18 protein-coding genes are annotated in these 18,935 nt (G+C 65.0%); 6 read left to right on the forward strand and 12 right to left on the reverse strand.

The genetic code is table 11. From position 1 onward, the window contains the following. Positions 1–3 precede the first annotated feature (3 nt). Both P6U24_RS09605 and P6U24_RS09610 read left to right on the forward strand, forming a co-directional pair. Positions 4–1,308 carry a cytochrome P450 gene (locus P6U24_RS09605; protein WP_407158887.1) on the forward strand — a complete coding sequence of 435 codons (1,305 nt, stop codon included), beginning with the start codon at positions 4–6 and terminating at the stop codon, positions 1,306–1,308. Positions 1,309–1,394: 86 nt separating this feature from the next. Further along, the gene (locus P6U24_RS09610; protein ID WP_407158888.1) at positions 1,395–2,300 is read left to right on the forward strand and encodes an alpha/beta fold hydrolase; all 906 of its coding nucleotides are present in this window, start codon (positions 1,395–1,397) and stop codon (positions 2,298–2,300) included. Positions 2,301–2,402: 102 nt separating this feature from the next. On the opposite strand, the gene P6U24_RS09615 is transcribed toward P6U24_RS09610, so the two are convergent. Next, the gene (locus P6U24_RS09615; RefSeq protein ID WP_407158889.1) at positions 2,403–2,849 is read right to left on the reverse strand and encodes a nucleoside deaminase; all 447 of its coding nucleotides are present in this window, start codon (positions 2,847–2,849) and stop codon (positions 2,403–2,405) included. 120 nt (positions 2,850–2,969) lie between these two features. Between P6U24_RS09615 and P6U24_RS09620 the strand changes: the two genes are divergently transcribed. Together P6U24_RS09620 and rsmD are read left to right on the forward strand one after the other, a co-directional pair. Further along, a complete protein-coding gene (locus tag P6U24_RS09620; RefSeq protein ID WP_407158890.1) occupies positions 2,970–4,883 on the forward strand; it encodes a pseudouridine synthase in 1,914 nt (637 codons plus the stop codon). A gap of 194 nt (positions 4,884–5,077) precedes the next feature. Beyond that, entirely contained in the window at positions 5,078–5,629 is a 552-nt protein-coding gene (gene rsmD, locus P6U24_RS09625) for a 16S rRNA (guanine(966)-N(2))-methyltransferase RsmD (protein ID WP_407158891.1), read from the forward strand. A 174-nt stretch (positions 5,630–5,803) separates the two neighbouring features. Here the strand turns inward: rsmD and mutL are convergent, their stop codons facing one another. After that, on the reverse strand, positions 5,804–7,633 hold the full coding sequence (mutL, locus tag P6U24_RS09630) for a DNA mismatch repair endonuclease MutL (protein WP_407158892.1): 1,830 nt from the start codon (positions 7,631–7,633) through the stop codon (positions 5,804–5,806). Positions 7,634–7,854: 221 nt separating this feature from the next. Between mutL and P6U24_RS09635 the strand changes: the two genes are divergently transcribed. Continuing rightward, on the forward strand, positions 7,855–8,169 hold the full coding sequence (locus P6U24_RS09635; protein ID WP_407158893.1) for a ribbon-helix-helix domain-containing protein: 315 nt from the start codon (positions 7,855–7,857) through the stop codon (positions 8,167–8,169). Between the two features lie 79 nt (positions 8,170–8,248). Here P6U24_RS09635 and P6U24_RS09640 read toward each other — a convergent pair whose 3' ends face one another. The 6 genes from P6U24_RS09640 to P6U24_RS09665 form a co-directional block, all read right to left on the reverse strand. Further along, positions 8,249–9,817, reverse strand: a complete 1,569-nt coding sequence (locus P6U24_RS09640) for a GMC family oxidoreductase (protein WP_407158894.1) — start codon at positions 9,815–9,817, stop codon at positions 8,249–8,251. Between the two features lie 33 nt (positions 9,818–9,850). Next, positions 9,851–10,399 carry a gluconate 2-dehydrogenase subunit 3 family protein gene (locus tag P6U24_RS09645; protein WP_407158895.1) on the reverse strand — a complete coding sequence of 183 codons (549 nt, stop codon included), beginning with the start codon at positions 10,397–10,399 and terminating at the stop codon, positions 9,851–9,853. A gap of 45 nt (positions 10,400–10,444) precedes the next feature. After that, a complete protein-coding gene (locus P6U24_RS09650) occupies positions 10,445–10,840 on the reverse strand; it encodes a VOC family protein (RefSeq protein WP_407158896.1) in 396 nt (131 codons plus the stop codon). Next, positions 10,841–11,161, reverse strand: a complete 321-nt coding sequence (locus P6U24_RS09655; RefSeq protein WP_407160408.1) for a c-type cytochrome — start codon at positions 11,159–11,161, stop codon at positions 10,841–10,843. A 377-nt stretch (positions 11,162–11,538) separates the two neighbouring features. Beyond that, positions 11,539–11,958, reverse strand: a complete 420-nt coding sequence (gene arfB, locus P6U24_RS09660; RefSeq protein WP_407158897.1) for an alternative ribosome rescue aminoacyl-tRNA hydrolase ArfB — start codon at positions 11,956–11,958, stop codon at positions 11,539–11,541. Between the two features lie 864 nt (positions 11,959–12,822). Then, the gene (locus P6U24_RS09665; RefSeq protein WP_407158898.1) at positions 12,823–13,398 is read right to left on the reverse strand and encodes a CGNR zinc finger domain-containing protein; all 576 of its coding nucleotides are present in this window, start codon (positions 13,396–13,398) and stop codon (positions 12,823–12,825) included. A gap of 217 nt (positions 13,399–13,615) precedes the next feature. Between P6U24_RS09665 and P6U24_RS09670 the strand changes: the two genes are divergently transcribed. Then, positions 13,616–14,518 carry a haloalkane dehalogenase gene (locus tag P6U24_RS09670; RefSeq protein WP_407158899.1) on the forward strand — a complete coding sequence of 301 codons (903 nt, stop codon included), beginning with the start codon at positions 13,616–13,618 and terminating at the stop codon, positions 14,516–14,518. A 93-nt stretch (positions 14,519–14,611) separates the two neighbouring features. Here P6U24_RS09670 and P6U24_RS09675 read toward each other — a convergent pair whose 3' ends face one another. The 4 genes from P6U24_RS09675 to lspA form a co-directional block, all read right to left on the reverse strand. Then, positions 14,612–15,979, reverse strand: a complete 1,368-nt coding sequence (locus P6U24_RS09675) for a M16 family metallopeptidase (RefSeq protein ID WP_407160409.1) — start codon at positions 15,977–15,979, stop codon at positions 14,612–14,614. Positions 15,980–15,984: 5 nt separating this feature from the next. Further along, entirely contained in the window at positions 15,985–17,364 is a 1,380-nt protein-coding gene (locus P6U24_RS09680; protein ID WP_407158900.1) for a M16 family metallopeptidase, read from the reverse strand. 176 nt (positions 17,365–17,540) lie between these two features. Continuing rightward, positions 17,541–18,248 carry a hypothetical protein gene (locus P6U24_RS09685; RefSeq protein ID WP_407158901.1) on the reverse strand — a complete coding sequence of 236 codons (708 nt, stop codon included), beginning with the start codon at positions 18,246–18,248 and terminating at the stop codon, positions 17,541–17,543. A 146-nt stretch (positions 18,249–18,394) separates the two neighbouring features. Continuing rightward, positions 18,395–18,892, reverse strand: coding sequence for a signal peptidase II (lspA, locus tag P6U24_RS09690; RefSeq protein ID WP_407158902.1), 498 nt, complete (start codon positions 18,890–18,892; stop codon positions 18,395–18,397). Between the last annotated feature and the right edge of the window lie 43 nt (positions 18,893–18,935).

The raw sequence follows: 18,935 nt of genomic DNA on the forward strand, positions 1-18,935 counted from the left end.
TCGGTGTCGGTGGACAAGGCGTCGCGACAGCAACGGACCGACCGGCAAAGTGCCGCGATCGAGCGGGCCGTCACCACCCTGATCACGCCCCAGAGCTACGCTCGTCCTGACCGGTTGCACCGCGCCTCCGCACTGCTGCGCCGGCATTCCCCGCTGCATTGGGTGGAGCGACCGGGCCTGCGTCCTTTCCGCGCGGTGGTGCGGCACGCGGACATCATTGCCGTGGAAATGCGCAGCCGGGACTTCGCTGCGGGATCGCGGACCTATCTTGCGAGCGAGGTGTCCGAAGCGGTGCTGCAACGGGTCACCGGCAAGCCGCAGGTCGTGCGCAGCCTGACCGAGATGGATCCGCCGGATCACGCGGCCTATCGTGCTGTCATTCAGGCGGCGTTCTCGCCTCCGGCCTTGCGCGCGCTGGAGGCTTGGCTCGCGGAGTGGGCCAGTGAGATCATCGATGAGATCGCGGCGCGCAACGACCTATGCGACTTCGCGCGCGATGTCGCGGTGCCTTTCACGTTTCGCGTCATCGGTCGCATGCTGGGAACGCCTCGCTCGGACGACGCCCGGCTTGCGCGCCTCGCCCAGGGCTTTGTCGGCGCGGAGGATCCGCTGCGCCGGATGGCGCAGGTGCCGGGCGATGCCATCCGCATGGCCATGCTCCACTTACGCGACTATTTCGAGGCGGTCGCAGCCGACCGGCGCGCGCAGCCAAGCGACGACCTCGCCAGCCTGATCGCCAATGCGACGCCGCATGGCGCACCAATGCCGCATTATGAGCTTATCTCCTTCTTCATTCTCATGGTGACGGCCGGCCACGACACCACGGCGCTGGCGTTGTCGGGCGGGCTCGAGGCGCTGCTCGCGCATCCTGATCAGCTCGCGCGTCTGCGCGAGCAGCCGGAACTGCTCGATTCTGCGATCGAAGAGATGCTGCGCTGGACCTCGCCGGTGCGTCACTTCATGCGCACCGCCACGTGCGATACGGAGCTCAACGGCCAGCCGATCCGCTCCGGCGAGGCTCTGGCGCTGTTTTTCCATTCCGGCAATCGGGATGAGACGGTGTTCGACAACGCCAAGGCATTCATGATCGATCGCAAGCCGAACCCGCATATCGCATTCGGCCGCGGTGCGCACATCTGCATGGGGCTTCATCTGGCGCGGATGGAGATGCGCGCGCTGCTCTCCGAGTTGTTGCGCCGGACCGAACGGATCGTGGCGGCAGGCCGGGCGCGCCGCGTCCAATCGGCTTTCATCAGCGGCGTCAGTGTGCTGCCGGTTCGCCTCATGTTTCGCGCCGCGCGCGGCTGAACGGCGCGTTCGCGAGGTTTCGTTCGCAGCTTCACCTTGGTATATGCTGGGACATTCAATGGCTGGGCGATCAGAGGAACAACACCATGCCTGATCTGGCCGACTTGTTTCCCGGCTACGACTCCAAATGGATCAATACCTCGTCTGGCCGTATCTTCGCCCGCGTTGGCGGCAACGGCCCGCCGCTGCTCTTGTTGCACGGCTTCTCCTCGACCCATGTGATGTGGCATCCGGTGGCGCCGGCGCTGGCCGACAAGTTCACGCTGATTATTGCCGACCTGCCGGGCTATGGCTGGTCCGACATGCCGGAGAGCGATAAGGAGCACACGCCCTACACCAAGCGCGCGATGGTCAAGACCATGGTCGAGGCGATGGAGCAGCTCGGCCATGTGCATTTTGCGCTGGCCGGGCACGATCGCGGAGGCCGCGTCTCATATCGGTTGGCGCTCGATCATCCTGGCCGGCTGTCGAAGCTCGCGGTGCTCGATATCCTGCCGACCTATGATTATTGGGAGCGCATGAACCGCGCTTATGCGCTGAAGATCTATCATTGGACCTTCCTGGCGCAGCCGGCGCCGTTGCCGGAAACCTTGATTGCCGGCGCCGGCGAATTCTTCCTGAAGCACAAGATGGCGAGCCAGACCAAGGCGAAGACGCTCGCGGCGATGGACCCGCGTGCGCTGGAGCATTACCTGGCGCCGTTCCGCGATCCCGCCCGCATCCATGCGATGTGCGAAGATTATCGCGCCGGCGCCTATGCCGACTACGAGATCGACAAGGCGGACTTCGAAGCCGGCAAGAAGATCACGATCCCGATGCTGGCGCTCTGGGGCAGTGCCGGCATCGCCAGTGCCGCCGCGACGCCGCTCGACACATGGAAGAAATGGGCGACCAACGTGCGCGGCGCGCCGGTCGATTCCGGACATTTCCTCACCGAGGAGAATCCGGCGGAAACGGCGAAGCTGCTGCGCGAGTTTTTTGTGGAGGGATGAGCACTCCGTCATTGCGAGCGACGCGAAGCAATCCAGGAGCTACAGCAGGATTCTGGATTGCTTCGTCGCTGTCGCTCCTGGCAATGACGGCGGTGCACTTGGTCACCGCCTCGCCTTGAAAAATTGCCTCAACAGCGTCGCCGCCTCCTGCTCACCCACCGCGGAATAAACCTCGGGCGCGTGATGGCAGGTCGGCTGCGCGAAGAAGCGCACGCCGGAGTCCACCGCGCCGCCCTTGGGATCGGCCGCGCCGTAATAGAGCCTTCGGATGCGCGCGAACGAGATGCCGCCAGCACACATGGTGCAGGGCTCCAGGGTGACGTAGAGGTCGCAATCGACCAGCCGCTCGCTGCCGATCACCTGAGCGGCCTGTCGCAGTGCCAGCAACTCGGCATGGGCGGTGGGGTCGCGATCGGTCAGGGTTCGGTTGGCCGCGGTGGCGATCACCTCATTGTCCCGGACCACGACGCAGCCGATCGGGACCTCGCCGGAAGTTCCGGCCGATTCGGCCGCTTTTAACGCCAAATGCATGAAAGACGGTGCGTTCATGGCTCGTATTGCCCCGACAACTCTGCTACTGGATCGGCCTTCAGCAAAAGTGAACCCCGGTTTGGCGCGCCTGGACAGGCGCACATGCCTTTGTGACCTCCCGACCTAAGCGAGCCCTTCATGCCCCGGCACTCCGACAAAGACAACGCCTCGTCGCGCGATCGGCGCGGCCGGCCGTCCAGCGGCAAGGGCCGTTCCGCGCCAGCGCGTGGGGCAGGGGCCGCCAAGCGCAGCTACGGTCCCAAGAAGGACTTCGGGCCGAAGAAGGAGTTTGGCGGCAAGCGCGATGGCGAGCGGCGGCCGCCGCGCCGCGAGGAGGGCGGCGAGCGCAGCTTCCGCAAGCGCGACGACCGCGAGGAGCCGGGCTTTCGCCGGCGCGACGCAGAGGGCGCGCGCCCAGCGCGCCGCCACGAGGAACGCGGTCTCCGTTCCGATCGTGGCCGCGACGAGGGCTTTCGCGCGAAGTCTCGTCGCGAGGAGGGCGGAGAGCGCAGCTTCCGCAAGCGAGAGGATCGCGAGGAGCGTGGCGGCTTCAAGCGCGGCCCGCGCGAGGATCGCGGCAGCGATCGCTTCCCCCGCAAGCGGTTCGACGAGGATCGTCCCGCGCGGAGCCGTGGCGAGGGATTCCGCAAGGACGATCGCGGACCGCGCAAGGCATTCGGCAAGGGTCCGCGCAAGGAGTTCGAGCCGCGCGATCGCAGCGACGGGAAGCCATGGCAGGGCCGCGACAAGGCGTCCCGCTTCCAGCGTGATGATGAGCGCGGCGAACGGCCGCGTTTCCGCAAGCCTCGTGAGGATCGCGGTCAGGAGGATCGTCCCAAATTCGGCCGGCCGCGCTTCGAGCGCTCCGGCGAGAACCGGCGCGAACGTGGCGGCGGTGATTGGCACGAGCATCCGCGCAGCGAAGGCCGTTTCTCCGATCGGCCGCGCCGCGAGAATGAGGACGACAGCGGGATCTTCGCCAAGCGTCCGGCGTTTGGCGGCCGCGGCCTCTATCGCGAGCGCAAGCCAGATGCCGACAAGCGCGGCAAGCGGACGATAGCGGACGAGGCGCCGAAGCCGGGCAAGATCGGCGAGCGCATCGCCAAGGTCGTCGCGCGGGCGGGCCTCGCCTCGCGCCGCGATGCCGAGGAAATGATCACGCAGGGTCGCGTCAGCGTGAATGGCCGCGTCATCAACTCGCCGGCGCTGGATGTCACCGAGAACGACGTCATCACGGTCGACGGCGCGCCCTTGCCGGAGCGCGAGCGCACGCGGCTGTTCCTCTATCACAAGCCCCGCGGGCTGATGACGACGCATGCCGATCCCGAGGGGCGGCCGACGGTGTTCGATCATCTGCCCGAAGGCCTGCCGCGGCTGATCTCGATCGGCCGGCTCGATTTCAATACCGAGGGCCTGCTCCTGCTGACCAATGATGGCGGCCTGGCACGCGTGCTGGAGCTGCCCGACACCGGCTGGCTGCGGCGCTATCGCGTTCGCGCCCATGGCGAGGTGACGCAGGCGCAGCTCGACCAACTCGCCGCGGGCGTCGAGGTCGACGGCGTCAAATACGGGCCGATCGAGGCGACGCTCGAGCGCGACCAGGGCGCCAATGTCTGGCTGGTGGTTGCGATCCGCGAGGGCAAGAACCGCGAGGTGCGCAATGTGTTGGGCCATCTCGGCCTTGAGGTGAATCGGCTGATCCGCGTCTCCTATGGGCCGTTCCAACTCGGCGAGCTTGCTGAGGGCGAGGTGCAGGAGATCAAGACGCGGGTGCTGCGCGAGCAGCTCGGCGAGAAGGTGATCGCACAGGCCGGTGCCGATTTCGGCCCCGCACCGGACAGCAAATCGGGGCGTGAGCAATTGCCGGCTCCCAAGCCCAAGCCGAAGCGCGAGGTCGTGGCCGACCGCAAGGGACGCCGCGTGCTGGTGCAGCGGACCGGCAGCGAGGAGGCTCGCGCCCGTCACGAGGCGGAAGCACGCTTTCCCGGCCCGCCGCGGCGGCCCAAGCGCGGCTATCACGGCAAGCGCGACCTCGCGCCGCGCGATGAGTAAGTAGTTAGGTTCGACGTCGTGCGTCACCTCGTCATCCCAGCTCAGCAAAGGCTCCCTGCGCTCCCTCCCCCCTTGCGGGGGAGGGTCGGGGAGGGGGGTACCGCACGAGAGGTTATTCTTTGTGGCACCCCCACCCCCGACCCCTCCCCGCAAGGGGGAGGAGGGCTCACCGATCGTGTGGCGAGAGTTGCGTAATGCGCGTCGTCGGCGGGCGGCTGAGGGGGCGCAACATCGCATCGCCTAGCTCGCGCGAGATCCGGCCGACACAGGATCGGCTGCGCGAGTCGTTGTTCAACATCCTCCTCCACGCTTACGACAATCCGATCGAGGGTGCGCGGGTGCTGGACCTCTTTGCCGGCACCGGCGCGCTCGGCATCGAAGCCGTGTCGCGCGGCGCGGCGTTCACGCTGTTCGTCGACAATGGCGCCGAGGCGCGGGCGCTGCTGCGCAACAATGTCGAGGCGCTCGGCCTGGGCGGCGTCACCAAGGTCTATCGCCGCGATGCTACCAACTTAGGCCCGGCGCATCCGGTCGAGCCGTTCTCGCTGGTGTTTGCCGATCCGCCTTATGGGCGGGGCTTCGCCGAGAAGGCGCTCGTCTCGCTGCGTGACGGCAGCTGGCTCGTCCCATCGGCGCTGCTCGTCGTCGAGGAGGCGACCGCCGCCGCGTTCAAGGCGCCCGAGGGTTTCACGGAGCTGGAACGCCGTGCCTATGACGACACGGAATTTGTGTTCTTGCGAGCTTGAACCACAAGCACGCCGTCGTCCCGGCCTTTGAGCCGGGACCCATAACCACAGGATCACGTTGGTACGCGATCTGCTTGTTATTTCGCCTGCGGACTCATGACTGCCGCGGCGTATGGGTCCCGGCGTTCGCCGGGACGACACCTTTGTTGTGGCGCGAGCTCCGCTCTCGCCGTCTCACCTCCGGCCGAACAGCTTCTCTACATCCGCGAGCTTCAGCTCGACATAGGTCGGCCGGCCATGATTGCACTGGCCGGAATTGGGCGTGTCCTCCATTTCGCGCAGGAGCGCGTTCATCTCCTCCGGCTTGAGGCGGCGGCCGGCGCGCACCGAGCCGTGGCAGGCCATGGTGGCGGCGACATGCATCAGCTTGCGCTCCAGCGGTAGCGCCTCGCCCCATTCCTCCATGTGCTCGGCGAGATCGCGTAAGAGCGCCGCCGCATTGATCTTGCCGAGCAGCGACGGGGTCTCGCGCACCGCGACGGCCCCGGGACCGAAGGATTCGATCGCGAGGCCGAACGTCGCCAGCTCCTCGGCGCGCGCCAGCAGCGCCTCGACGGTCGCGTCATCAAGCTCGACGATCTCGGGGATCAAGAGGATCTGCCGCTGCACGCCATGCGCGGCGAGCGAAGCCTTCAGCCGCTCATAGACGATGCGCTCATGCGCGGCATGCTGGTCGACGATGACGAGGCCGTCGCGGGTCTGCGACACGATGTAGGTGTCGTGGATCTGCGTGCGCGCCGCGCCCAGCGGACGATCGAGCAGGTCTGACGGCGCCGGCTGCTCGTGCAGCCGCACATCCGCAGTCGGCGTGCCGACATCGAACGCGGCCTGCGTCTGTTCGGCAAACGCGGGCGCCGCAGTGCCTTCGAATATCGGCATCGGGCTGACCGGGAATGACGGCGAGCGCCGCCAGTCCCAGTTCGCAGCACCAAGATGTGGCCGCGGCGGGGTCATGGCCGGGCGGAACGCGGCGATGGTGGCGCCGCCATCATTGGCCACGGTGCGCCGGCCCTCGCGCGCCAATCCCTCTTTCAGCGCATGCACGACCAGCGCACGGACCAGCCCGGCATTGCGGAAGCGCACCTCGGTCTTTGCGGGGTGCACATTGGCGTCGACCTCGCGCGGATCGAGCGTCACGAACAGCGCCACCACCGGGTGACGGTCGCGCGGCAGGTAGTCGGCATAGGCGGCGCGCACCGCGCCCAGGATCAGCTTGTCGCGCACCGGGCGGCCGTTGACGAACAGATATTGCCCGAGCGCGTTGGCGCGGGTCAGCGCCGGCGCGGCGGCAAAGCCCTCGATGATCACACCATCGCGCTCGCTACGGACATCGATGGCGTGTGCGCGGAAGTCCGCACCCAAGATGTCGCCGAGCCGGGTCAGCTGGCCGGGCGCGCCCGGCAGCGCCGCGGCCCAGGTCACCGGCGCGCGCTCCTCGCCGGCGAGCGTGAAGGCGATATCCGGCCGCGCCATCGCCAGCCGCCGCACCACCTCGCGGATCGCTTCGGCCTCGGTGCGGTCGGTCTTGAGGAATTTCAGCCGCGCCGGCGTCGCGTGGAAGAGGTCGGCGACCTCGACGCGGGTGCCGTGGTTCAGCGCCGCCGGCACGACGGATGATTTGACGCCGCCGTCGACCGACAGCGTCCAGGCATGCGGCTCGCTCTTGTGGCGCGTGGTGATGGACAACCGCGCCACCGAGCCGATCGAGGGCAGCGCCTCGCCGCGGAAGCCGAGCGTTCTGATCTCCAGCAGGTCCTCGTCGTCGAGCTTCGAGGTGGCGTGGCGCTCCACCGCGAGCGCAAGATCGGCGGCCGTCATGCCAGCGCCATCGTCTGATATGGCGATCTTCCGCCGGCCGCCGCCGTCGGTGAAAATGTTGACCCGGCTGGCGCCGGCATCGATCGCGTTCTCCACCAGCTCCTTGACCACGCTGGCGGGACGTTCGACCACCTCGCCGGCGGCGATGCGGTTGACGACCTGTTCGGGAAGCTGGCGGACGGGCATGGCGGCTCGGGGCGCACGATTCGGAAACAGCATCCAGTGTAGACGCTGCGGCGGTAAATGGATGCAGCGAATTCTGCCTCGCTGCTCACTCCGATTATGGCGTCGCGAGCACCGGTTTTCACGGCCCGCAGCTGCGAATCGGCGGGTTGTCCAACGCCATTGTGAGGGTCTGCCGCCGGGTATAACCTTTCTAAAAACGTGACCCTGCCGGGAGGGAACCCATGTGCCAGCTGTTCGCACACCAGCCTCAGCGCGATTATGAATCGCAGACCCGCTCTTTGCGGATCGGTGGTCACTGCACCTCGATCCGGCTGGAGCTGTCGTTCTGGGACACGCTCGAGGAGATCGCGGCCAAGCAGGGCATGAGCCTGCCAAAGTTCCTCACCACGCTCTATCATGAGGTGCTCGACCATCATGGCGAGGTGAAGAACTTCGCCTCACTGTTGCGCTGCTCCTGTTTGATCTATCGCGCCAAGAGCGCGGCTGTGCCGACGTTCAGCGACGGCCCGGCTGCGATCCTGGACGCGGCGGAGTAGCGGCGAGCAGACCATTCCTGCGGCAGTGCGTCCCTCCCCCGCAAGCGGGGGAGGTGCGAGCCAGCCGCAGCTTCGTCAATCAAATCTCCTTCTTCTGCATCATGCCGGCGATGGTGTCGGCTTGGCGAATTGCGAGCGAGACGATGGTCAGCGTCGGATTGCAGGCGGCTCCGGTGGTGAATTGGCTGCCATCGGAGATGAACAGGTTCTTGATGTCATGGGTCTGGCCGTATTTGTTGACGACCCCGTCCTTCGGCTTCTCGCTCATGCGGTTGGTGCCGAGATTGTGCGTCGAGGGATAGGGCGTGGTCGGATAGGTCACGGTGGCGCCGACCGCCTCATAGACCGCCGCGCCCTGCTTGTAGGCATGCGCGCGCATCGCGACGTCGTTCGGGTGGTCGTCGAAATGCACTGAGGCCACCGGCATGCCGAACTTGTCCTTGGCGGCCGGGTCGAGCGTGATGTGGTTGGTCTCCTGCGGCATGTCCTCGCCGACCAGCCACATGCCGGCCATGCGCGGATAGGTTTCCATCGCGGCGGTGAAGTTGCGCCCCCACGCGCCGGGATTGAGGAACGCGGCCATGAAAGGCAGGCCGAGCGACAGCGTCTCCATCTCGTAGCCGCCGACGAAGCCGCGCTTCGGGTTGTGTGCCGCTTCGTCGCGGATGATGCCGGCCATCGTGGTGCCGCGATACATGTGCACCGGCTGCTCGAAACTCGCATAGACGCTGCCCGTCATGTGCCGCATGTAGTTGCGGCCGACCTGGCCGGACGAGTTGGCGAGCCCGTCCGGGAACATGTTCGAGGCGCTGTTGAGCAACAGCCGCGGGCTCTCGATCGAGTTGCCGGCGACCGCGACCACGCGCGCCTTCTGCAATTGCATCGCGCCATTGCCGTCGGCATAGACCACGCCGGTGACCTTGCCCGAAGCGTCGTGCTCGATCTTGATCGCCATGCTGTTCGGCCGCACTTCCAGATTGCCGGTGGCCTCGCCCTTCGGGATCTCGGTGTAGAGCGTCGACCATTTGGCGCCGGACTTGCAGCCCTGGAAACAGAAGCCGATCTGCTGGCACGCGCCGCGGCCATCGCGCGGCTCGGAGTTGATCGCCATGTTGCCGGTGTGCACGGTCTTGTAGCCGAGCCGTTTGGCGCCGGCTTCCATCACTTTGAAATTATTGTTGCCGGGCAGCCCGGGGATGCCGTTGGTGCGCGTCACACCCATCTTGTTCTCGGCCTTGGCGTACCAGGGCTCCATCTCGGCGAGCGTGATCGGCCAGTCCATCAGGCTCGTGCCCGGCACCGCGCCATAAGTGGTGCGTGCCTTGAATTCGTGCTCGTCGAAGCGCAGCGAGGCGCCGGCCCAGTGTACGGTCGAGCCGCCGACGGCCTTGACGATCCAGGCCGGCAGATTGGGGAAATCGTGGTGGACGCGCCAGGTGCCTGACGTCGTGCGCATGTCCTTCCAGGCGAGCTGGGTAAAACTGTCCCATTCGTCGTTGATGAAGTCGGGAATCTCGTAGCGGTCGCCGGCCTCGAGGATCACGACCTTGATGCCCTTCTGTGCGAGCTCGTTGCCGAGCGTGCCACCGCCGGCACCGGAGCCGATGATCACGACCACGCCCGAATCGTTCAGATCGAATTTTGCCATTGTCTCCTCCGCATCCTTGTTCGTTGTTGTGCGTCAGGCTTTCGGCAGCCAGTCGATGTCGGAAAAGCCGCGGTTGATGTAGCCGCCATGCTCCGCGGAGGAGCCCTCATAGCCGAATTTCGGCCACACCTCTTTCTGGTTATAGAGCGACACCACGAGGTCGCCGCGGATGGTCTTGAAGAATTTGGTCTCCTCGATGCCGTGCAGCAGCGCGACGCGATCGGTCTCCCAGGGCACCTCGATATAGGGCACCTGGTGGCGGTCGCGCGCATCAGAATCGAGCCGGGCAATGCCGTCATTGATCATGGCCTTGACCGCTGGGTCTTCCGCGGCCTTGCCGTCCCATGGCTTGACCGCGGCGATGTAGTAGCGGTCGACAAGCATATCGTGCGGGTAGATGTCGCGCGCGACCTTGACCAGCGTCTTCAACGTCGCCGGCGACAGGGCCTTCGCATCCTCGGCCCAGGCGTCGCCGATGCCAAGCCCGGTCGAGCTGGCGACTGCGACGGCCGGCACCGTGGCTGCCGCGCCCTTCAGGAAAACGCGGCGGTCATATTTGTTGCGTGGATCGACTTCTCTCATGGCATTCCTCCATTTGATGTGTTGTTCGTATTTGTTTTGAAAGCCTCACCCGAAGCGGCCGCCGCGTTGGATCACCTCAATCTTGTAGCCGTCGGGATCGGAGACGAAGAAGAAGCGCGCCAGCGTCGCGCCGTTATGCTTGAAATCGCGCAAGGGTCCGGGCGAGAGCTGCTCGCGCGTAAAGCGCGCATGCTCAGCATCGAGATCGTCCACGACGACGGCGAGATGGCCGTAGCCGTCGCCCAGCGTGTAGGGCTCCTTGCGATCGTAATTGACGGTCAGCTCGACCTCGAACGGAGAGGACGGGTGGCGCAGATAGATCAGCGCGAAATCATCGAACTTGAGGTGATCGGTGATTTCAAGGCCGAAGGCGCGCTTGTAGAAGTCGAGCGCCTTGGCTTCGTCGCGCACGCGGATCATGGAGTGAACGGGTTTTGCCATTCAATGTAACTCCTTCAAATACGTGATGATCGCCGTGCGAACTTCCGGCTTGGCCTGCCGGTAGGCCATCACGGCGCCGGGGATCACCTCTTGCGGATTGGTCAGCCAGGCATCGAGCCTGGCGTCGTCCCAGCTGAAATCCGCCTTGGCGAAGCCGGGCGAGTAGTGGAATTTTTCGAACCCGCCGGCGCGCCGGCCGACGATGCCATTGAGCGGCGGGCCCTGCCGTATCGGCTCGGACAGCGTCGTGGTGTGGCAGGTGCCGCACTGCTGCTTGAACAGCGTCGCGCCATCGACAGGTTTGGGCGAGGGCAGGGGCATCTGCGCCAAAGCGCTGTGTGCGAGCAGCATCGCGCCGCAACACCCAAGCGCGAGCGCAAATCCGCGTCGTCCCGCTGCAGGTCTCCCCGACATCGTCCCTCCCGTCGTTTCGCATGAGACTAGGTCGCAGCAAATCCGCGGTGGTAGTAGCGGGCTGTTTCAGGGAGGAACAAAAGGCGTTGCGAGGAGAGGTTGTTGATCGCGAGCTATTGCGCAGCAGGCGGTGGGCTCCCTCTCCCGCTTGCGGGGGAGGGTTGGGGTGGGGGCGCGACGACGCATACTGCCCGTGTTGATAGACTTCCCCCACCCGCAAGCGGGAGAGGTGGATTTTCACTGCCGCGCTAGCTCGATCTAGTCAATGGATCGATCTTACCTTCCTAATCATCAAACCGCCGCGCCCCACGTCCGGCCTTGATGTCGCCGCGGCGCTTCTTGCCTTCGAGCCGGCGCTGCTTGGAACCGAGCGTCGGCCGCGTCGGGCGACGCGGTTTCGGCCGCACCATGGCCTCGCGCAGCAAGGTGACCAGGCGCTCGATCGCGTCAGCGCGGTTGCGCTCCTGGGTGCGGAAGCGCTCAGCCTGGATCACGATCACGCCGTTCTTGGTCATGCGCTGGCCGGCGAGCCGCGCCAACCGCTCTGCGGCGTCCTCGGGCAAGGCCAGCCGGCTGGCGTCGAAGCGGAGCTGCGCCGAGGTGGAGAGCTTGTTGACGTTCTGCCCACCAGGGCCGGAGGCGCGGACAAAGGAGATCTCGACATCGTTCTCGTCGATCGTAAGGTCGCGGGAGATCCGCAGCATGGGAGCACCACAAACAGAAGGGATTCTGAGCGCACCATAGCGGGTTTATGCATGGTCTGCTTTGCCAAGATCGCCCGACAATGTTCCTCGCTCCCTCCGTCATTGCGAGCGAAGCGAAGCAATCCAGAATCAAAAAGCAAGTCTGGATTGCTTCGTCGCCTTCGGCTCCTCGCAATGACGAAGTTCGCAGGGCGGCCCTTGCGGGTCGCATCCAGATTTACATCTCAAACAGCATTCGACATGATCTCGCATTCCCGCGGCGGATCACGCCCGAGTCTTGCGATCGACATGGCCCTCGAAGAGCGAGAGGGCGCAGGGAATGCCGGGCGCTGGCCGCACCCATGGCCCGCCTGCAACAAGAAAGCAGGCGGCAGTCACCACAGGTCAGCCGAACATCCGGCATTCCCTGCGCGATGGTTTTAACGCTTATACGCGCTCTCCCCGGGGACCGGCTTGTTTGTCCCCGTATCGCGTCAACGCGCGAGGCGCATTGCGCTGGGCATCAGCACCGGGATGCCAGGACCACACGATTTCACGTCCGTGATGCGCCGTTCGTCCGCACGCAAGAAAGAAGCATGCTGCGACACCTTACGTCCACCGCATCCCCGCCTCACGTGTCGTGACGATCGCGCGCAACGCCCCTCTAAACGAGGCGGGATGGCGACAGACAATCATTATTTCTGAAAAAAAGAAAGAGATTTATTTTTTGCGCGAGGGCTGGACAGGGCAAATCAGCTTGAAGGCGCTTGCGAAATCGGTCTTTCCGCGCTGAGTTTTTGCGTCTGATTTAGGGAGCGGGGGCGATCACGACCCGTGTTGGACTCCTCTTCTCCCATCCGGACCAGTCCGACAGTTCTCCGGGCGTCACCGGCCACCGTGCTTCTGCCGCTCGCGGTAGGTGCGTGTCTTCATCCGGTTGCCACAAAGCGTCGACTGGCACCAACGCCGGGTGCCCGGCTTGGAGCGATCATAAAACACCCGCTGACATTCTTCCGCCGCGCACATTTTCAGCCGGTCGAGCGTGCCGTTCGAGGCACTATCGTAGAGCTCTGCGACAATCGCCGAAAGGCCGGGCTGTGCCTCGGTCTCGGTATCCGCGCGCTGAAGTCTCAGCCCGTCCTTGCCAGATGCGCTCACCCGAAGCGGGAAGGATCGAAGCGCCTTGTCGAGCGGATCGAGGATTGCCGGCTTGCTTCGGCGCTCCGCGGGATCGCATTTGAGATAATCACGGATCGCGCTGCGGAGCCGAAGCGCAGCTTCGAATGCCTTTTGGGAGGGAATTGCGCCGCGCTCACTCAGGCGACGCGCGCTTAGCCAATCGCCGAGCGCCGAGGGATCGCCGAGGGCGTCCGCCTGCTGGTGTTGGACGCCATGATGCACGAAGTGACGCAGGTCTAACGTGTTGGCGAAATCGTAGAGATTGGCCAACGCGTCCGGCACCTGGAACTTGCGCGAGTCTTTCGAAATGGGTCAGCTCCTGTGACACACCATTTAATCCGTTTTGCTGGTTGACAGCAAGAACACCAGTATTAACCTTTTACACGTGTTGAAAGGATGCAGTCACTCGAGGCGCAACGCAATGTCTCTCGCCGACCGGGTCCTGCATGCGGGGGTCTCTCCAGCACGCCGCCATCAGCGACAGCCAACGGAGTTTTCCATGCTGCACGTCAACCATCCCCCGATCTCGACCGAAGAAATCTCCTATCGGAAATATCTTCCGGTGCTCGACACCACGATGGCCTATGTCGACGTCGGCACCGGCGACCGGATTGTGTTCCTGCACGGCAACCCGACGCCGTCCTATCTGTGGCGCAACATCATTCCCCATCTCCTGCCCTACGGCCGCTGCCTCGCCCCCGATTATGTCGGGATGGGCAATTCAGGGGCGGCGCCCAACGGCGCCTATCGTTTCGTCGATCATCGGCGCTATCTCGACGCCTGGTTCGAGGCGCTCGGACTCGACAGGAACGTCATCCTGGTGGTGCATGATTGGGGATCGGCGCTCGGTTTCGATTGGGCGCGCCGTCACCCCGAGCGCGTCAAGGCGATCGCCTACATGGAAGGTATCGTTCGTCCATTCCACTCCTGGGACGAATGGCCCGATGCGACGCGGGCGTTCTTCCAGGCGCAACGCAGCGACAAAGGCGAAGACCTGATCCTGCAGAAGAACCTGTTCATCGAATATCTATTGCCGCTGCGCCACATCGCGCCGGAGGCAATCGAGGTCTACCGCCGTTACTTCCGCACTCCCGGACCGAGTCGGCAGCCGATGTTGAGCTGGACAAGGGATCTTCCGATTGCGGGCGAACCTGCCGACGTGGTCGCCATTGTCGACGCCTATGCCAAATGGCTGTCGTCGAGTAAGATCCCAAAGCTCTTCATCGATGCCGAGCCCGCAGGCTTCCTGATCGGCGCACAGCGCGAGTTCTGCCGCGCCTGGCCCAATCAACAGACCGTCTTGGTCAACGGATCGCATTTCCTGCAGGAGGAGGCGCCGCAGGAGCTCGGGGAAGCAACCGCACGCTTCGTCTCGAAGGTGCTGGCGGGACAGATCAGCTAGACTTGATGGAATCTTATGGTTCGCAAAAGGCGCGGCTTTGCCGCGCCTTCTTATGAGCTTTCAAAGTGTCGCCCGCAGGCGGGTGGCTCTGGATCAATCCGCCTTCACGGCCGGCGCCGTGGCGGTGGCCGGCTGGGCGACGGTGGTCGGCGTGCGGCCGACGACGACAGTCAGGAGGCCCTGGCTCCAGAGTTGCCTGGCCGCCTGCTTGGCCTGGTCGAGCGTCACGGCATTGACGATCTCGGCGCGCTTTTCGATGTAGTCGATCGGCATCTTGTCGAGCTGATATTGCAGCAAGGCCTGTGCGAGCTTCGAGGAGGTGTCGAGCGCCAGCATCTGCGAGCCGTTGATGTAAGACTTGGCCTCGTCCAGCTCCTGCTGGGTCGGGCCTTGCTCGGCCATGCGCTTGATCTCTTTCTCGACGGCCGCGATGGTCTCGCCGGCCCGGTCGGCTCGGGTGCCGGTGTTGCCGATGAACAGCGCCGAATGATCCATCCACAACAGCGCGTCATAGACCGAATAGGCGAGCCCGCGCTTCTCGCGAACTTCCTTGTAGAGCCGGGACGACAAGCCGCCGCCACCGATGATGTGGTTCACGACATAGGCGGCCATGAAGTTCGGATCGTGGCGCCTGATGCCGGGGCCGCCGAAGGTGATGACGGTCTGCGGCACGTCCAGATTGACCAGAACCTGCTGCGGCGGCTTGGCCGCCACCACGTCCGGCACCGGGGTCAGACTTGCCTTCGCGGGCAGGTCGCCAAAGGTCTTGTCGAGCAGCTTGCCGAGCGTGGCAGGATCGACATCGCCGACTACGGCAACCTTCAGCGTATCCTTGGCCAGCACGTGGCGTACGTAGTCCTTGAGGTCGTCGACCGTGATGGTCGGGACACTCTCCAGCGTGCCGTTGGACGGCCGGCCGTAGGGATGGTCGCCATAGGCGAGCTCGAGAAATTTGCGCCCCGCCAGCGCGCCCGGATTGGTGGTGTCGCGCCGCAGCCCCGACATCACCTGCGAGCGGATGCGCTCGACATCGACACTGTCGAAATGCGGCGAGGTCAGCGCCATGTGCAACAGGTCGAAGGCTTCGTCCTTGTTGTCGCGCAGCATCCGCAGCGAGCCGCGGAACTGGTCGCGCGCAACCTGGAAGCTGAGCTCGATGGCGCGGCGGTCGAGCCGCTCATGGAAGGTCTTGGAGTCGAGGTCGCCGGAGCCCTCGTCGAGCAGATCGGCAACGAGATTGCCGACACCCGGCTTGCCCGGTGGATCCTGCGTGGCGCCGCCGCCGAAGGCATATTCCATCGCGATCAGCGGCACGGTCGAATCCTGCACGAACCACGCCTCGATGCCGCCGGGCGAGGTCAGATGCTGGATCTTGGCCGCGGCATGGGCGGCCGGCGAAGCCGCAAGCGCGGCGAGGCTGACGGCGGCGACGCAGGCGATGCGGCGCGCGACAATGCTGATATGATTCACGACCGCTTCTCCTCGCGCTTGGCGGAATTGTCCTTGATGAGATAGCCGGTGACCGAGCGCTTCTTGTCCAGCCACTTCTGCGCGGCTGCGCGCACCTGGTCGGCGGTAACGGCACGGATGCGGTCGGGCCAGCTCCTGATGTCCTCGATGCTGAGACCAGTCGTGAGGCCCCCGCCATACCACCGCGCCATGGTGGCCTGGTTGTCCTGGGCGTAGATCGCCTCGGCGACGAGCTGGGTCTTGACGCGTTCGAGATCGGAGGCCGGTACCGGGTTCTGCGCGATCTCGGCGATCACGCTGTCCACGACTGCTTCGACCTGCGCGAACTCGACGCCCGGCTTCGGCGAAACTCCGATCGAGAACTGGGTCGGATCGAGCGAGGTGCCCTGATAGGAGGCGTTGGCGCTGACCGCGAGCGACTTGTCGACCACCAGCGCACGATACAGATAGGAGTTGCTCCCGGCGCCCATCAGCTGCGCCAGCACATCGAGCGCGGCGGATTCACCCGGCGCCGCCGTGGTGGCGGACGGCACCAGATAGGTGCGCCGCATCGAGGGCTGCTCGACATGCGGATCGGCCAGCGTCACGGTGCGCGGCGAGACCGGCTCGGGCTCCTGCGGACGGATGCGGCGGACCGGGATCTCGGGCTGCGCGGGAACCTTGCCATAGGTCTGCTCGACCATCGGGCGGATCTCGTTCACGTCGGTGTCGCCCGCGATCACCAGGATCGCGTTGTTCGGCGCGTAGAAGCGCTTGTAGAAGGCCAGCGCATCCTCGCGCGTGAGCTTCTCGATCTCGTGATGCCAGCCGATGATCGGGCGGCCGTAGGGATGGTTGAGGTAGAGCGCGGCCATGATCTGCTCGCTGAGCCGCGCCTCCGGATTGTTGGCGATGCGCATGTTGTACTCTTCGAGCACGACATCCCGCTCCGGCAGCACATTCTCGTCCTTCAGCACCAGGCCGGTCATGCGGTCGGCCTCGAACTCCATCATTCTACCGAGCTGGTCGCGCGGCACGCGCTGGAAGTAGCCGGTGTAGTCGACCGAGGTGAAGGCGTTCTCGTTGCCGCCGATCTTCAGCACGGTCTGCGAGAATTCGCCCGCCGGATGCTTGTTCGTGCCCTTGAACATCAGGTGCTCGAGGAAATGCGCGAGCCCGGACCTGCCGGGCGTCTCGTCGGCAGAGCCGACCTTGTACCAGATCATCTGGGTGACGACCGGCGTGCGGTGATCCTGGATCACCACGACCTGCATGCCGTTCGGCAGCGTGAAGCTGGCCGGGGGCTCGGAGGCGAACGTCGTCTGCGCGGGCGTGCCGACAGGGGCGACGAGGAATAGAAGGGTGGCGAGGACTGAGACGAACCGAAAAGAGGACATCATGATCCTTGTAAAAGGTCCCGGCAAACGAGCGGGGAACAGCGCCGGCATCCTATACCGCGCGCAACGGGTCCTTACGTCACAAAGCGGAGACAGACTCCTGACGCGAGACGACGGACAAAATCGTTAACACACAATTCGGGCAGTTGCGGATCGTTGCCGATATTTAATCGGCGTTACTTTTCCTTGCCCGACATGATGTCGAACTGCTTCGCGGTCAGCGACTCCTTCGGACCGGTGCCATAGGCGTAGTTCGGCGATGGCGTCTGGTAGCCGGCCGGCGGCTGGGTCAGCGTTTCCCGGTCGGGTTCGGAGGTGAACTGCTTGCTCTCGCTGTCATTGCCCTTGAACATGCCGAACAGCCCGCCCTTGAAGCCGAGTTGCGAGGGGCTCAGCATCGGGCTGTTGGTGACGCCCGGCTGCACCGGTTCCGTTGCCTTGGCCTTGGCGGTCTTGCCGACCTTCATCTCCGCGGGCGTCAGCGGCCGTGCCGCCTCGACGGGGTCCTTGTTCTCTTTTTTCCGGGCCGCGGCCGCGGCCTCACGGCGCTGCACGTCGGGGTCCTTCGGCCAGTTCGGTGCGGCGGCCTGCGCCGCGGACGACGGGGGCGGCAGGTCCAGCTTCGGCGGCACGACCAGGGGCGAACGCTCGCGATACTCGATGCTCGGGGTTTCCATGTTGGTCGCCCCCATGCCGCGCATGATGTTATCGATGATCTTCTCTTCGAAGGTCTTGTCGTCCTCCTGATCATCCTCCTGGGCCCGTGCAACGCCGGATGCCAGCAAGAGGCCGATCCCAAGGGCAATGGCGGAGAGCCGCGCCGTGCGCGCGATCGCCCTCGAAGAACCCGTCATCATCCAGCCGCCGACGTCGATTTTGCGCATGATTGTCCTGTCCTCACCGGTCCAGTCCCGGACTTCCGAAAAGATAGCCCGCTGATGGAAAAAATCAAAATCATGAGGGCTTTCAGCCCTTTGTCGGCCCTTCGCAAGCTTTGGACCTAGCATCACCGAGGTCGTATCGACCGGGATCAGGGCGCTTTTGCGGCGGGTACCCCAATGAAGGAATCATACAGCAGGGCTGCCACGCCGGCAACGATGGCTACGTCCGCGATGTTGAACACATACCAATTGTAGCTCTGCCCACCGATCTCGATGTGGAACAGCGCGAAATCGACCACCGCGCCATAGGCGAGGCGGTCGATGGCGTTGCCGATCGCGCCGCCGATGATCATGCCGAGCGCGACCGTCGCCAGTACGGTCTGTGAGCGGGCCATCCAGATCGCGAGCAGCACCACGGCGATGGCCTTGATCGCCATCAGGCTGAGCTGGGCCATCTGGCTGTCGTTCTGCAGCCAGCCGAAGCTGATGCCGATGTTCCAGGCCAGCACGAGATCGAAGAACGGCGTCACGTGCACCGGCGCGCGATGGGCGATGTCGAAGATGTTGAGCAGCCAGAGCTTGGATGCCTGGTCGAGGATCAGCGTGACGACGGCGGCGATCAGGCCGGAGCGGAGGGGGGCGGTCATTGGGGGCTGCTTGTTGAGAGCAAGCTGGGTGCTGCAGCAAAAG

It is taken from the genome of Bradyrhizobium sp. STM 3557, from assembly GCF_045571465.1.
Classification (GTDB): domain Bacteria; phylum Pseudomonadota; class Alphaproteobacteria; order Rhizobiales; family Xanthobacteraceae; genus Bradyrhizobium.